Source organism: Sphingomonas sp. GW821-FHT10F11 (assembly GCF_058809095.1).
In genome coordinates, this window is record NZ_JBXASH010000001.1 from 99921 (window position 1) to 115409 (window position 15489).

Sequence of the window (15489 nt, forward strand, 5' to 3'; positions counted from 1 at the left end):
GAATAACGCTTTGCTATCCACCTGTCCGATACTATCTTGAGCCAGGAGTTTTTGTGATGTCGAAGCAACTTGCCAAGGTCCGCCCGAGCGATCTGGAAACCAAGCGCCTCCGTGCGCCCGATGGCACCCTGATCACGGTGAAAGTTGTGAAATCGGATAGCGACACGCTTGAATGGGATTTCCTTGCCGCGTTCCGTTCGAACGTGCGCCGCGTAAGGCAGGAACGGCGCGAGCGAGCGGGTGTCGCAGCAATCTCTCCGGAAGCTTGAAAACCCCATATTGTGGATCATTGCCGGGCCCAATGGGTCCGGCAAGAGCACCCTGTACAACCGGACGGACGTCGAGGGATGGGGTGGTTCGGTCTGGATCATCAATCCGGATCTGTTGACCGCACGGCTTCAGCAGGTCGAACATCTCGATCTGAACGCGGCGAATGGCGCGGCGCTGGACAGGATCCAGACCTGGCTGGAAGCCTCTATTGCCGTGCATCAGACGATCGGTGTTGAAACGGTGTTGTCGACGCCAAAATACCGCGATCTGATCGAGCGTGCCCAGGACAACGGCTTCGAAATCCGAATGCTCTACGTCGTCCTGGATACGGCCAAGCGACAGATCGATCGCATCCGCATACGCGTTGCGGAGGGGGGCCATGACGTCCCGACCGACAAAGTGATCGATCGACGCCGGAGATCATTCGAACAGCTTGCGCTCTTTGCCAAACATGTCGACCGGCTCATGATTTTCGACAATTCGACCGGCGCGCCCGATCTTATTGCCTATAAGCGCAAAAAGCAGCCACTCAGCATAATAGGGAATTTGCCCGCCGATCTGATGAGGGCGCTTGTCGAAGGTCAGGTTGCAATGGTTTCGGCTGCCTCTGATTGACCGCTACGTCATGGTCGCTAAAGCCACCCCACCATGACCGAACTCCCGAAAACCTTCGACCCCGCCGACATCGAATCCCGCTGGTACGCCCATTGGGAAGGCGAAGGCCTGTTCCACCCCGACCGCCCGGGCGCCGAGCCCTGGACGATCGTCAACCCGCCGCCCAACGTGACGGGCAACCTCCATATCGGCCATGCACTCGACAACACGCTGCAGGACATCCTCGTCCGCCACGCCCGGCTGAAGGGTAAGGACGCGCTGTGGGTGGTCGGCACCGACCATGCCGGCATCGCGACCCAGATGGTGGTCGAGCGCAACATGGCGCTGCACCAGCAGAAGCGCACCGATTTCACCCGCGAGGAATTCATCGCGAAGGTTTGGGAATGGAAGGCTGAGAGCGGTGGGGTCATCACTCAGCAGCTCCGCCGTCTCGGCTGCTCGATGGACTGGGCGAACGAGCGCTTCACCATGGATCCCGGCTTCAGTCAGGCAGTGCTGAAGGTGTTCGTCGATCTCTACAACCAGGGCCTGCTCTACCGCGACAAGCGGCTGGTGAACTGGGATCCGGGCCTCGGCACCGCCATCTCCGATCTCGAGGTCGAGACGCGCGAGATCAACGGCCAGTTCTGGCATCTGCGCTATCCGCTCGAGGACGGCAGCGGCTTCATCTCGGTCGCAACCACGCGCCCCGAGACGATGCTCGCCGACATGGCGGTCGCGGTGAACCCGACCGACGCGCGCTACACCGCGCTGATCGGCAAGAATGTGAAGCTGCCGATCACCGGCCGCCTGATCCCGATCGTCGCCGACGAGCATGCCGATCCTGAACTGGGTTCGGGTGCGGTGAAGATCACGCCGGGCCATGACTTCAACGATTTCGAGGTGGGCAAGCGCGCCGGCTTCAAGCCCGCCGACATGCTCAACATGCTCGATGCCAAGGCGCAGGTCTCGCAGACCGCGGACGAGCTGATCCCGGACGATCTGATCGGCCTGTCCACGGCCGACGCCCGCAAGCGCGTCGTCGCGCTGCTCGAAGAGGCAGGCCTGCTCGAACGCGTCGAGGATCGGGTGATCCAGACCCCGTTCGGCGACCGTTCCGGCGCCGTGATCGAGCCCTGGCTGACCGACCAATGGTATGTCGACGCAGCGACCCTCGCGAAGCCCGCGATCGAGGCGGTCAAGACCGGCGCGATCAAGGTCGTCCCCAAAACCTGGGAAAAGACCTATTTCAACTGGATGGAGAACATCCAGCCCTGGTGCGTGTCGCGCCAGCTCTGGTGGGGTCACCGCATCCCGGCATGGTTCGCCGAGGACGGCCGCATCTACGTTGCGATGGACGAAGCCGGTGCGCAGGCGCAGGCAGGCGAGGGCGTCGAACTTCGCCAGGACAGCGACGTGCTCGACACCTGGTTCTCCTCCGCCCTCTGGCCCTTCGCCACGATGGGCTGGCCCGAGGACGGCAACCCGACGCTCCACGGCCGTTACCCGAATGACGTGCTGATCTCCGGCTTCGATATCCTGTTCTTCTGGGATGCGCGCATGATGATGCAGGGCATGCACTTCATGAAGGACGTGCCCTTCCGCACGCTCTACCTGCACGGCCTGGTCCGCGCGGCGGACGGGCAAAAGATGTCCAAGTCCAAGGGCAACACGGTCGATCCGCTTGGCCTGATCGACCAATATGGCGCGGACGCGCTGCGCTTCTTCATGGCGGCGATGGAAAGCCAGGGCCGCGACATCAAGATGGATGAGGAGCGGGTAAAGGGCTATCGCAACTTCGCGACCAAGCTCTGGAATGCCGCGCGCTTCTGCCAATCCAACGGCATCGGTGCGAGCGCCACGCTGGAAGCGCCCGAAGCAAACCTTGCGGTCAACCGCTGGATCATCGCCGAGACGATCCAGACGGTGCAGGCGGTCGATCTGGCGCTGGCCGACTACCGCTTCGATGGCGCTGCGAACGCGGTCTACCAGTTCGTCTGGAGCCGTTTCTGCGACTGGTATCTCGAACTGATCAAGCCGCTGCTCGGCAATGCCGAAGGCCCGGCCACCGGCCCCGAGGCAGAAGAGACGCGCAAGGTCGCGGGCTGGGTGCTCGATCAGATGCTGGTCCTGCTCCACCCGTTCATGCCGTTCATCACGGAGGAGCTGTGGCACGCCCTGGGCCAGCGCGACTCCGATCTGATCGTCGCGAAATGGCCGATGGCCGATGCGCGCGCGATCGATCCGGAAGCGAGCAAGGAGATCGACTGGCTGATCCGGCTGGTCGGTGAGGTTCGCGCGGCGCGGAACGAGCTGAACATCTCGCCCGGCGCGCGTATGACCTTCCATGTTCGCGACGCCGACGCCTCGACCCTTGCACGGCTGGACCGCCAGGCCCCGGCAATTGCGCGGCTCGCTCGCATCGACCGTGCCGCAGGCGAAGCGCCGGCAGGCGGAGCGGTGCAGGTCGTGATCGACGAAGCGACCTTCGTCCTTCCGCTTGAAGGCGTGATTGATCTCGACGCCGAACGCGCACGCCTGACCAAGGCGATCGAAGCGGCTGCGAAGAACCGCGACATGCTTGCCGGCAAGCTGGCCAACGCCAACTTCGTGGAAAAGGGCAAGCCCGAAGCGGTCGAGAAGACCCGTGCGGATCATGCCGAGAAGTCGGCCGAAGCCGAACGTCTCACGGCAGCGCTGGCGCGGCTTGGCTAACCTCTTCCCCTCCCTGCAAGGGAGGGGCTAGGGGTGGGTCAGGAAAAGTCGGGGTCGATCCCCGGCTTTTTCTTTCTGTCCCGTGCGAGACGCTCGCTGCGCTCGCACCCACCCCCGACCCCTCCCTTGCAGGGAGGGGAGTGAGAGAAGCGATGGCACCACCACCCTCCCGTCCCGGCCAGCGCGACCTCACCACGGGGCCGATCGCCGCGACCCTGCTCGCCTTCGCGCTGCCGACGCTCGGATCGAACATCCTTCAGTCGCTCAACGGGTCGATCAACTCGATCTGGGTCGGGCGATTCCTCGGCGAAAGCGCGCTCGCGGCGACGTCGAACGCCAACATCATCATGTTCCTGATGTTCTCGGCCGTGTTCGGCTTCGGCATGGCGGCGACGATCCTGATCGGCCAATCGGTCGGGCGCCGGGATATCGAGGCGGCACGCCGCGCCTTCGGATCGACCGTCGGCCTGGTGGTCGGCGCGGCGGTGGTCATCTCGATCCTCGGCTGGCTGTTCACACCTCAGATCCTGCGCCTGCTCGCCACGCCCGGCGAGGCGCAGAACATGGCGCGCGACTATCTGCGCGTGATCTTCCTCGGCCTGCCTTTCTCGATGCTCGGCGTGCTGATCCAGATGAGCCTGCGCGGTACCGGCGATTCGCTGACGCCCCTGTGGTTCATGCTGCTCAGCGTGGTGATCGACAGCAGCTTCAACCCGCTGCTGATCGAGGGCATCGGGCCGTTCCCACGCATGGGCATCGCTGGCTCAGCGACGGCGACCCTGCTGGCCGGCATCGTCTCCTCCGCCGGGCTGCTCATCTATGTCTATTGGCGCGATCTTCCCATCCGCCTGCGCGGCCCCGAACTGCGTTATCTCATCCCCGAAGCGGCACTGGTGAGGACGATCGTCGCCAAGGGCCTGCCGATGGGCGCGCAGATGCTGGTGATGTCGACCGCGGGGCTCACCATGGTCGGCCTCGTCAACCGCCTCGGCGTCGATACCGCGGCGGCCTATGCCGTGTCGCAGCAGCTCTGGACCTATATCCAGATGCCGGCGATGGCGATCGGCGTCGCCGTCAGCAGCATGGCGGCGCAGAATATCGGCGCCGGCAAATGGGAACGCGTCAACGCGATCACCCGCGCCGGGATCATCTACAACACCGTTATCACCCTGGTCGTGATCGTCGCGATCATCCTGTTCGACCGGGAAGTGATGGCGCTGTTCGTCGGCAGCCAGAGCCCGGCGATCCCGATTGCACGGCACATCCAGCTCATCGCGAGCTGGACCTTCGTCATGTTCGGCGCGACCATGGTGCTGTTCTCGACCGTGCGCGCCAATGGCGCGACCATGGCGCCGCTGATCATCCTGGCGATCGCCTTCTATCCTATCCGGATCGGCTTCGCGTTGATTGGCCCACGCTTCATCGGGCATGATGCCCTGTGGTATTCCTTCCCGCTCGGCTCGCTGGTCTCGCTGTCGCTCGCCATCCTCTATTATCGCGGTGGCCATTGGCGCGAGCAGGTGTTGATCGTGCCGCCTGACCCGGCCGAGGCAGGGGAACAGGCGCACGCCGCGGGCGAACCGGCCGGGCGGCAGCATCCAAACGGCTGAGCGAGGCAATGGCGAATGGCGTGCGCGTAAAGTCGTTGCACTTGCACGCTGACGGCTGATCCAGCACAAGCCGCGCATGTCAGCCCAATACCCCGCACTCCGCCTCCGCCGCACCCGCGCTTCCGCGTGGAGCCGGCGCATGCACGCCGAGACCGTGCTCACGCCCGCCGACCTGATCTGGCCGCTGTTCATCGCTGAAGGGCAGGGGGTCGAAGAACCGATCCCGAGCCTGCCCGGCGTCTCGCGCTGGTCGGTCGACGGCATCGTCGCGCGGGCGAAGGAAGCGCGCGATCTCGGCATTCCCTGTCTGGCGCTGTTCCCCAACACCCAGCCCGATCGCCGCTCCGACCGGGGCGAGGAAGCGCTCAACCCGGACAATCTGATGTGCCGCGCGATCCGCGCGCTGAAGGATGCAGTGCCGGAAATCGGCGTGCTCACCGACGTCGCGCTCGATCCCTATACCAGCCACGGCCATGACGGGCTGCTCGACGAGACCGGCTATGTGCTCAACGACGAGACTGCCGAGGTACTGGTGGGCCAGGCGCTCAACCAGGCGGCGGCGGGCGCCGACATCATCGCGCCCAGCGACATGATGGACGGCCGCGTCGGGCTGATCCGCGCGGCGCTCGAGGGCGATGGCCGCACCAACGTCCAGATCATGGCGTATTCGGCCAAGTACGCCAGCGGCTTCTACGGTCCGTTCCGCGACGCGGTCGGCTCGCGCGGCCTGCTCAAGGGTGACAAGAAGACCTATCAGATGGACTCGGCCAATGCCGAGGAAGCGTTGCGCGAGGTCGCACTCGACCTGGCGGAAGGCGCGGACAGCGTGATGGTCAAGCCCGGGCTGCCCTATCTCGACATCATCCTGCGAGTGAAGAGCGAGTTCCAGGTGCCGGTCTTCGCGTATCAAGTGTCCGGCGAGTACGCTATGATCGAGGCAGCGGTTGCGGCCGGGGCGGCGGAGCGCGACGCCGTGGTGCTGGAGACGCTGATGGCGTTCAAGCGCGCCGGCTGCTCGGGCGTGCTGACCTATCACGCGGCACACGCCGCGAGGCTGCTCGCGCAGTGATCGAGACCGAACGCCTGATCCTGCGGCCCTGGGAAGAGCGTGACCGCGCCGCGCTGCGCGCGCAGTGCGACGACCCGGAGGTCATGCGCTTCCTGCTGCCGGTGCCGGACGATGCCGCATTCGAGACGATGCTCGGCCGGCTCACGACCTGGCTCGACGAACACGGCTTCACCTTCTGGCTCCTCGAACGCCGCAGCGATGGCGCGGTGCTGGGCATGTGCGGACTGAAACCCGGCGCGCCCGGCACGCCGATCGAGAACGAGGTCGAGATCGGCTGGCGCCTCGCGAAGGATCATTGGGGCCAGGGCTATGCCCGCGAGGCGGCGCAGGCCGCGCTCGACTGGGCCTGGGCCAATCTCGACACGCCGGAAGTAGCGGCGATCACGGTGGAGGCGAACGGCGCGAGCTGGGGCCTGATGGAAAGGCTCGGCATGACGCGCGACAGGGATAGCGACTTCGACCATCCGCTCGTGCCGGAGGGCGATCCGCTCCGTCGCCATATCCTCTATCGTATCGCGCGGCCGGCTTGATGGCGCGCATCGCTGTGCCGGCGAGCGTCGCCCGGCCCTTGTTCGTGGTGACGATCCTGGCGGGATCCTTCCTGCTGTTCCTGGTCCAGCCGATGGTCGCGCGCATGGCGCTGCCCCGGCTCGGCGGCGCCCCCGCCGTTTGGAATTCGGCGATGCTGGTCTATCAGGCGCTGCTGCTCGGCGGCTACGCCTATGCGCACTGGCTCGGCCGGGTGACGCCGCGGCTTCAGGCGGCGATCCATCTCGCGGTGCTGCTGGTCGCCGCGCTCTGGCTGCCGATCGGCCTGATGGCGACCCAGCTCCCCGCCAATGCGCAACCCGCGATCTGGGTGCCATGGCTGCTCGGCGCGTCGATCGGGCCCTTGTTCTTCGCCATCTCGGCCCAGGCGCCCTTGCTCCAGCGCTGGTTCAGCGTGTCGAGCAAGGGGCAGGATCCCTATGCGCTCTACGCCGCCTCCAATTTCGGCAGCTTTGCCGGGTTGATCGCCTATCCGATCTTCGTCGAGCCGGGCCTGGCGCTGAACGGCCAGAGCCGGCTCTGGACCTTCGGCTATATCCTGGTCGGTCTGCTCGTCGCGGTCTGCGCGATGACCTTGCCGAAGATGAAGATGCGGATCGTCGAGGGGCCGGTCGCCGAAAGCCCGGCACCGAGCCGCGGGCGCGTCGCGCACTGGATCGTCCTGGCCTTCGTGCCCTCGGGCCTGATGCTGGCGACCTCGACCTATATCACCACCGATGTCGTCGCGATGCCGCTGCTCTGGGTGCTGCCGCTCGGCCTTTATCTGCTCAGCTTCACCGTTGCCTTCGCGACCAGGCGCGGCCCGGCTGACCTGCTCACCCGGCTTGCGCCCGTTGTCATCCTGCTGATCGGCGGGGTGCTGGTCGGCGGATTGCAGGGCAAGCCATGGCTCAACGCCGTGCTCGCCCTCATCCTGCTGTTCATGGCGGCGGTCGCGCTCCACACCGCGATGTACCGGCTCCGCCCCGAGGTCGATCGCCTGACCGGCTTCTACCTTGCCATGTCGGTCGGCGGCGTGCTGGGCGGCGTGTTCGCTGCCTTGATCGCGCCTCTGGTGTTCGACTGGACCTATGAATATCCGCTGCTGGTCCTCGCCGCCGGCGCGCTCGCGCCGCAGCGCTTCCTGATCCCGGAGATCGGCATGTTGTGGGACAGGGTCGCGCAGTACCGGCGGGTCATCACGATCGCCGTCGCGCTGCTGATGTGGCTCATGATCCTGATCGTGATGAACAGCCCGGGCGCCGGATCGGAGGGTTCGGGGCCGGTCCAGGGCATGGTGTTCGTCGTGATGGTCGTGGTGGGCGTTTTCACCATCGGCGCGCGCGGCGCCTTCATCGCCGCGCTTGCTGGCGCGCTGATCGTGTTCGGCGGCTATCGCTCGATCCTGTTGTCGCTCGAGCCGGGCGCGCGCACGCGAAGCTATTTCGGCGTCTACACGATTCGCGGCAATCAGGAGGTGCGCCAGCTCCAGCACGGTACCACCGTGCACGGCACCCAGTTGCTCGGCAGTGTCGACCGCGAGCGCAAGCCGACCGCTTATTACGTCACCGGCTCCGGCGTCGGCCAGGCGATGCAGGCGGTGCCGGCGCTGTTCGGCGACCATGCCCGGATCGGTGTCGTCGGCCTCGGGGCCGGGACGCTCGCCTGCTATGCACGGCCCGGTCAGAGCTGGCGCTTCTACGAGATCGACCCCGTCGTGGTGCACATCGCGCGCGATACGGGCCAGTTCACCTTCCTGAAGAATTGCCTGCCCAACCCGAAGATCGAGGTTGGCGACGCCCGGCTCAATCTCGCGACCGAGGCGACCGGCTCGCTCGACCTGCTGACGCTCGACGCCTTCTCGTCCGATGCGGTGCCGATGCACCTGATGACGCGCGAGGCGTTCGACACCTATGGCCGGGTGCTGTCGCACGACGGCGTGCTGCTCTTCCACATCTCCAACAAATTCCTCGATCTGGAACCTGTGGTGTCGGCCGCGGCGAAGGCCGGCGGGTGGAGCGCGGCAAAATTGCTCTATTTCCCGGGGCCGAATGTGGAAGAGCCCCGCGCCGTATCCTTCTGGGTCGCGCTGTCGCACGATCCGGCGACGATCGAGGCGTTGAAGGCGCGTGATGCCACATGGGGCCCCTTGAACAGCTATCCCGAGTTCACGCCCTGGACCGACGATTATTCGACGATCGTCCCGCTGGTGAAGCTGTTCCGCAAGCCATAGCGGCTGCTCGATTCAAGTCGGAGCCGGGAGATCGCAGGATGAGACCGGACGGGCATCGGCATTGCCTCGTTCGGTTCTTTCTCATGGTCGATTGCACAAGCGTTCCGCGCCTGTCTAACAGCGGAAAATTCCTCTGCTTTTTCCCCTGTTATGCGTAACAGGGAAAAGGTGGCCCAAGTCGTGGGAATCGCGCCGCTAATCCGACCGCAAAATCCAACATAACAGCGGAAGAAAAAATAAATCCGCTGCTGATGTCGAGGACCCGGAAAATGGCGCCGTCGCCCCGCGATTCACGCCCCAAGGCCGTCAGGCTTCGGGCAGCATCGCCTGGATAGCGGCGATTCGCGCCGATTGTGCCTGAAGCTGGGCGTTGGCCTCGGTCCGCAATGCCTCGATCCCGGGATAGTCCGGCTGGCCGGCGGTGGCGCGTTCGATCGCCATGTCTTCGATATCGGTCAGCGTCGCCGAGGTGATCGCGCGATAGCCGTCAAGTTCGGCCAGCGCCGACTGGGCGGTGATCCAGCCCTCGCTGCCGGCCGGCTGGCCCTTTGCCGCCACCGCTGCCTGTTCGGCACGCTCCGCGGCTGGCGCAAAGTCCTTGGTCGATTCGTCCAGGGCCCCTTTCAGCGTCACCAGCTTCGCGTCGACCGCCGGGTCGGCCAACACCGGCGCGGGCGGCGGTGATTCGGGTTCGGCGACGCTGGTCGCCTCGATCGGCCGTGGCAGCAACGAGGGATAGCGGCCGGTCGACTTCTCGGCGCAGCCGCACAACAGGGCCAGGCAGGTGAGGGGGAGGGCGCGTTTCATGCGCCTCCGCTCTATGCGGCAAATAAGAGGTGTGCAACGCACGCAACGCACTTGCGCCCCGCGAAAGACGCCTCTATGTGCCCACTTCCCAAGCGCCCGTAGCTCAGCTGGATAGAGCATCAGACTACGAATCTGAGGGTCGGACGTTCGAATCGTTCCGGGCGCGCCATTTTCCAAAATCGACTTTCCCTTCGGGGTTCCCTCACGGCTCCCGTCCACGGCGGCTGCGATCCGTCAGCCCGGGAAGGGCGACGGGAAGATCAGCGTCACCGCGACATAGGCACTTGCGCCGAGCAGGAATATTCCGCTGATCAGCCACAGCTTCAGATCGGTCGATACCGGCACCGGCTCCAGTACGGATTGCTCCGGCCTCGCCGGGTCGTAATGGACCCGGACCCGGGCGCCGGCCCGATAGGGCGCGACGGCCGCGCGAATCATCGTCTCATCCGAGGATTTGAGATGCGCTCCGACGCGGAGGCGATCGCCAGTGAAACGGCGCCCAGCGGCATGATAGGCGTAGCGGACGCGGGCTTCATAATCGTCGTCGTCGATGCTGGTGGTTACGATCACCTCGGCCGACAGGATCTCGCCGGCGACCGAGGCCCAGTCCTTCACACGTTCGGCTGCGCGCGCGCGGCGATGCCAGGCAAGGGCGCTGTACCCGGTGCACAGGCAACCGCCGACGATCATCGCGGCCAGCACGGCGATGTTGGAGGGGCTGAACGGTTCAGGAGGCAAAACCCGTCTCCGGCAAGCATGCTGTCACGCGTTTGGTAGGCCCAAGGCGTTGCGAAGTCGTGACGTGCGACGGGATCCTTCAGGCCGTTGCGACGGGTACGAATTCGAGCGTGAACACGGCCCCGCCCTCGGCATGATTGCCCGCCCGGACGCCGACCCGCATCGCATCGGCGAAGCCCTTCACGATGGCGAGGCCGAGCCCGCTGCCGCCCTCGCGGTCGCTGCCCGCGCCGCGCGTGAAGACCTCGAACAGGTCGCGGTCCGGCACCGGCAGGCCGGGACCGTCGTCGCGAATCGCGATCGTCACGGCGTCGGCGGTCCGGCGGCCCTCGATCGTGATCGTGCCGGTGGCCCCGCCATGCTGAGCCGAATTGACCAGCAGGTTGATCAATATGTGGTGCAGCAGGGTCGCGTCCGCCTGGACCAGCGGCAAATTAGCCGGCACCTGGAAATCGATATGCTTGCCGCGCAGCAGATCCTTCAGGTCATGGATCGCACCACTGACCGCGTCGGTCAGGTCGATCGGCTCGATCGACAGCTTGAGCGCCCCGGTATCGAGCCGCACCATGTCGAGCAGATTGTCGAGGAAACGGCGCAGACGCTGCATCTCGGCCCGGGCGACGGGGATCGCCGCCGAATCGGGGTGCTCGGCGGACACGCTCTCGATCGCGGTCGTCACGGCGGTCAGCGGGGTGCGCAGATCGTGGCCGATCGAGGAAAGCAGGGCGGCGCGCAGCCGGTCGCGTTCCTTCAGCACCGACAATTCGCGCATTTCGTCCTCGAGCCGCAGCCGCTCATGCGCCAGCGAAGCCTGGCCGACCAGGGTGGAGAGCAATACCGCCCGGTCGGAGGGTACCGGGTCGCTCCCATCGTTCCGCGCGACGCCCAGCACCGCCAGCACGCCCATCGACGTCTTGAGCGGATGGAACTGCCAGTCCGAGGCGTTGAGCGTGACCGTGCCGTATCCGGCGGTCTCGCCGCGTTTGAACGCCCAGTCGGCGGCGGCGACGTCGATCGGGGTCAGCTCGCTGGCCGGCGGGGCCGCCGCGACGATCTCCGGCTGGCCGCTTCGCTCCGCAAGCAGCACGGCGTTCACATCCAGCAGGCGCGATACCTCGATGCAGACGGTGTCGGCGGTCGATTGCGCGTCGGACACCCGCGTCAGCGCCTGGGCAAAGGCAGCGAGCGCCGCATTCTCATGCGCGCTGCGGACGCCGATCGCGGCGCGCGATCGCATCCCGCCGGTCAACCGGCTGGTGAAGGCGGCGATGCCGATCAGCACCAGCACGGTCAGCACGCTCTGCGGATCGGTGATGGTGAAGGAGTAGAGCGGGGGCAGGAAGAAGAAGTTGAAGGCAAGCGCCGCCAGCACGCCCGCGGCCAGCCCCGGCCTCAGGCCGTACCGGCTCGCGGCGGCGACCACCGGCAGCAGGTAGATGAGGTCGATCGCGCCTGTGCCGATCCACGGTTCGACCAGCTCGGCGAACAGGGTCGTCGCGGCGACGAATGCAAGGACCGCGGCATAAACCGTTGGCCGGGCATCCCAGCGAAAGCCCTGTCCGGCCGCCCGCGCCGGCGGAGACGCATCGGCCGGGATGACATGGATCGCCAGCCCCTCGACGTTGCGAAGCAGCTTCTCGACCACCGACCCGTGGCGCAGCTCGAACCACCAGCTCCGCCGGGATTTGCCGATCACGAGCTGGGTCGCGCGCATGCCCTCCACCTGGGCGCGCAGCCCGTCGATCACGCTTTCCGCGGGTACGGTCGCGATGGTCGCCCCCAGGCTCGACGCGAGGCGCAACGTCGCGGCGATCCGGGCCTTCTCCTCGGTGCCGAAACCTTCCGCGCGCGGCGTCTCGATATAGACGGCGGTCCAGGGCGCCCGCAGCGCGTCGGCGAGGCGCTTGGTGGTGCGCACCAGCGCCTCGGCACCCGGCAACTCGCTGACCGCGACCAGTACCCGCTCCCCGGCGGCGAAGGCGCCCGGCAGGGCAGTCGCGTCGAGATGCTCAAGCATCTGCCGGTCGACGCTCATCGCCGCGCGGCGCAGCGCCATCTCGCGCAGCGCCGACAGGTTCGCCTTGGAGAAGAAATGGCCGAGCGCCCGCGTCGCCTCGGCCGGGATATAGACCTTGCCCTGCTTCAGCCGTTCGATCAGCTCGTCGGGCGGGATGTCGACCACCTCGATCTCGGCATCCTCCAGCACGCTGTCGGGCACCGTCTCACGCACGCGGACCCGGGTGAAGCTGGCGACGACGTCGTTGAGGCTCTCGACATGCTGGATGTTGAGGGTCGAGAACACATCGATCCCCGCATCGAGCAGTTCCTGGATGTCCTGCCAGCGCTTGGGATGGCGGCTGCCCTCGACATTGCTGTGGGCGAGCTCGTCGACCAGCACCAGCGCGGGGCGGCGGGCGAGGATCGCGTCGAGATCCATCTCGGTCAGCGCCTGTCCGCGATAGTCGATGATGCGGCGAGGGATCACCTCGAACGGCGCGACCAGCGCCTCGGTCTCGGCCCGGCCATGCGTTTCGACCACGCCGACGACCACGTCTGCGCCGGAGCGAAGGCGGGCGGCGCCCTCGCTCAGCATCTCATAGGTCTTGCCTACGCCCGGGGCCGCCCCAAGGAAGATCTTGAGCTGCCCACGCGCCTCCCGCTCCGCAGCACGGAGCAGGGCGTCAGGCGAGGGGCGTTTGTCGTTCAATCCGGTCTTCCGCTGGTGCATGCAGACTATGAGGGCGCCAATCGGGAAACGCCACGCCCGCACCCCAATCTATATGCGAACTTAACGCGACCGCACCCATTCGCCGTCGCACCTTAACGCACCCCGCGCCTATCTGCCTTTCCGACCCGGCCACACCGCGCCGGCCGATCGGAGGCACAGCCCCATGACCGATATCCTGTGGCTCGGCGCGCTCGCCGGGCTGTTCGCGTTGACGCTCGCCTATATCCGCCTGTGCGACGAGGCGTGAGGCGATGACGCTGCATCTCACCCTGGCCGCGATCACCGCTGCCGCTCTCCTCCTTTACCTCGTGGCCGTGCTCCTTCGGCCCGAGCGATTCTGATCGGTATCGTCATGGATATTCAGGGCTGGGGGCTGATCGCCCTCTTCGTCATCATCCTCGTCGCGCTGGCCAAGCCCATGGGCATGTGGCTGTTTGCGCTCTACGAAGGCCGCCGCACGCCGCTCCACTATGTCTTCGGGCCGGTGGAGAAGGGCTTCTACAAGCTCGGCGGAATCGACCCGAACGCCGAGCAGAGCTGGCGCCGCTACGCGGTGCATATGATCGCGTTCAATCTCGCGCTCCTGCTGCTCACCTATTTCGTGGTCCGTTTCCAGGACCTGCTGCCAATGAACCCGCGCGGATACGCCGGCATCGCACCGGACGGCGCGTGGAACATCGCGGTCAGCTTCACCACCAACACCAATTGGCAATGGTATTCGGGCGAGGTCGCCCTTTCCAACTTCAGCCAGATGTTCGGGCTGGTGATCCACAATTTCCTGAGCGCCGCGACCGGCATCGCGCTCGCCTTCGCCCTGTTCCGCGGCTTTGCACGGCGCGAAGCCAAGTCGATCGGCAATTTCTGGGCCGATGTCACGCGCGTCACGCTCTACCTGCTGCTGCCGATATCGATCGTCTACGCCGTCTACCTGATCTGGAGCGGCGTGCCCCAGACCTTCGCCCAGTCGATCGATGCGACCACGCTCGAGGGCGTGAAGCAGACCATCGCGCTCGGCCCGGTTGCCAGCCAGGAAGCGATCAAGATGCTCGGCACCAATGGCGGCGGCTTCTTCAACGCGAACAGCGCGCATCCGTTCGAGAACCCGAGCGCGATGACCAACCTCATCCAGATGCTCTCGATCTTCCTGATCGGCGTCGGGCTCACCTGGACTTTCGGCAAAGCGGTCGGCAACACCCGGCAGGGCTGGGCGATCCTCGCCGCGATGCTGATCATCTTCGTTGCCGGCACCGGCGTCGCCTATTGGCAGGAAGCGGCGGGCAACCCCGTGCTGCACTCGCTCCATGTCGCCGGCGGCAATATGGAGGGCAAGGAGGTCCGCTTCGGCATCGCCGCCTCGGCGCTGTTCGCCAGCGTCACCACGGCCGCCTCGTGCGGCGCGGTCAACGCCATGCACGACAGCTTCACGGCGCTCGGCGGCATGATCCCGATGATCAACATGGAGCTCGGCGAGATCGTCGTCGGCGGCGTCGGCGCGGGCATCTACGGCTTCCTGCTGTTCGCCATCCTCGCGGTGTTCGTCGCCGGGCTGATGGTCGGCCGTACACCCGAATATGTCGGCAAGAAGATCGAGGGCCGCGAGGTGAAGTTCGCCGTGCTGGCCATCGCCGTGCTGCCGCTGCTCATCCTGGGTGGCACGATGATCGCCTCGGTGATGCCCGCCGGGCTCGCCGGACCGCTCAACAAGGGTCCGCATGGCTTCTCGGAGATCCTCTACGCGTTCAGCTCGGCGGTCGCGAACAATGGTTCCGCCTTTGCCGGCCTGACCGCGGGCACGCCCTTCTACAATGCGCTGCTCGGCATCTGCATGTGGGGCGGCAGGTTCTTCATGATCGTGCCGATGCTGGCGATCGCCGGCAGCCTTGCGGCCAAGAAATACACGCCGCCGTCTTCGGGCTCCTTCCCGACGACCGGACCGCTCTGGGTGGGGCTGCTCATCGGCGTCATCCTGATCATGGGCGGCCTGACCTTCCTCCCCAGCCTCGCGCTTGGCCCGATCGCCGATCATCTCGCGATGATCAGCGGCCACCTGTCATGAGCCGGTCGCTTAAACTCCCTCTCCCAGCGGGAGAGGGAAGGAGCCACGAAGCGGCGGGAGGGTGAGGGTGATCGCACGTCTAACCTCGCCCTCACCCTCCCACTCGGCTGCGCCGAGCGGGCCCCTCCCTCTCCCGCCGGG

12 protein-coding genes and 1 tRNA gene are annotated in these 15489 nt (G+C 66.1%); 10 read left to right on the forward strand and 3 right to left on the reverse strand.

The window, feature by feature from the left end; translation table 11 throughout:
- Window positions 1–56 precede the first annotated feature (56 nt).
- The 7 genes from AC1RT8_RS00470 to AC1RT8_RS00500 all read left to right on the forward strand — a co-directional run bounded on the left by AC1RT8_RS00470 (window position 57) and on the right by AC1RT8_RS00500 (window position 9019).
- Window positions 57–269 (forward strand): hypothetical protein, encoded by a 213-nt coding sequence (locus AC1RT8_RS00470; RefSeq protein ID WP_493073044.1) that lies wholly within the window; start codon window positions 57–59, stop codon window positions 267–269.
- Window positions 270–279: 10 nt separating this feature from the next.
- Window positions 280–885 carry an ATPase gene (locus AC1RT8_RS00475; RefSeq protein ID WP_493073045.1) on the forward strand — a complete coding sequence of 202 codons (606 nt, stop codon included), beginning with the start codon at window positions 280–282 and terminating at the stop codon, window positions 883–885.
- Between the two features lie 33 nt (window positions 886–918).
- The gene (locus AC1RT8_RS00480) at window positions 919–3579 is read left to right on the forward strand and encodes a valine--tRNA ligase (RefSeq protein ID WP_493073048.1); all 2661 of its coding nucleotides are present in this window, start codon (window positions 919–921) and stop codon (window positions 3577–3579) included.
- A 152-nt stretch (window positions 3580–3731) separates the two neighbouring features.
- Window positions 3732–5189 carry an MATE family efflux transporter gene (locus AC1RT8_RS00485; protein WP_493073053.1) on the forward strand — a complete coding sequence of 486 codons (1458 nt, stop codon included), beginning with the start codon at window positions 3732–3734 and terminating at the stop codon, window positions 5187–5189.
- Between the two features lie 76 nt (window positions 5190–5265).
- Window positions 5266–6258: a porphobilinogen synthase gene (gene hemB / locus AC1RT8_RS00490; RefSeq protein WP_493073058.1), complete on the forward strand. Its 993-nt coding sequence runs from the start codon at window positions 5266–5268 to the stop codon at window positions 6256–6258.
- The gene (locus AC1RT8_RS00495; RefSeq protein ID WP_493073061.1) at window positions 6255–6788 is read left to right on the forward strand and encodes a GNAT family N-acetyltransferase; all 534 of its coding nucleotides are present in this window, start codon (window positions 6255–6257) and stop codon (window positions 6786–6788) included. The genes hemB and AC1RT8_RS00495 overlap by 4 nt, the downstream gene beginning before the upstream one ends.
- Window positions 6788–9019, forward strand: a complete 2232-nt coding sequence (locus AC1RT8_RS00500; protein ID WP_493073063.1) for a spermidine synthase — start codon at window positions 6788–6790, stop codon at window positions 9017–9019. Before AC1RT8_RS00495 ends, AC1RT8_RS00500 begins: the two co-directional genes overlap by 1 nt.
- Window positions 9020–9325: 306 nt before the next feature.
- Here the strand turns inward: AC1RT8_RS00500 and AC1RT8_RS00505 are convergent, their stop codons facing one another.
- Window positions 9326–9826 carry a hypothetical protein gene (locus AC1RT8_RS00505; RefSeq protein ID WP_493073065.1) on the reverse strand — a complete coding sequence of 167 codons (501 nt, stop codon included), beginning with the start codon at window positions 9824–9826 and terminating at the stop codon, window positions 9326–9328.
- Window positions 9827–9918: 92 nt separating this feature from the next.
- Here AC1RT8_RS00505 and AC1RT8_RS00510 point away from each other — a divergent pair.
- Window positions 9919–9995 (forward strand) — tRNA-Arg (locus AC1RT8_RS00510).
- Window positions 9996–10060: 65 nt separating this feature from the next.
- Here AC1RT8_RS00510 and AC1RT8_RS00515 read toward each other — a convergent pair.
- Together AC1RT8_RS00515 and AC1RT8_RS00520 are read right to left on the reverse strand one after the other, a co-directional pair.
- Window positions 10061–10564 (reverse strand): DUF3592 domain-containing protein, encoded by a 504-nt coding sequence (locus tag AC1RT8_RS00515; protein WP_493073067.1) that lies wholly within the window; start codon window positions 10562–10564, stop codon window positions 10061–10063.
- Window positions 10565–10643: 79 nt separating this feature from the next.
- The gene (locus AC1RT8_RS00520; RefSeq protein WP_493073070.1) at window positions 10644–13292 is read right to left on the reverse strand and encodes a DUF4118 domain-containing protein; all 2649 of its coding nucleotides are present in this window, start codon (window positions 13290–13292) and stop codon (window positions 10644–10646) included.
- Between the two features lie 251 nt (window positions 13293–13543).
- Here AC1RT8_RS00520 and kdpF point away from each other — a divergent pair, with 251 nt between their 5' ends.
- On the forward strand, window positions 13544–13633 hold the full coding sequence (gene kdpF, locus AC1RT8_RS00525; protein WP_272626678.1) for a K(+)-transporting ATPase subunit F: 90 nt from the start codon (window positions 13544–13546) through the stop codon (window positions 13631–13633).
- 11 nt (window positions 13634–13644) lie between these two features.
- Entirely contained in the window at window positions 13645–15348 is a 1704-nt protein-coding gene (gene kdpA / locus AC1RT8_RS00530) for a potassium-transporting ATPase subunit KdpA (protein ID WP_493073075.1), read from the forward strand.
- Window positions 15349–15489: the final 141 nt, after the last annotated feature.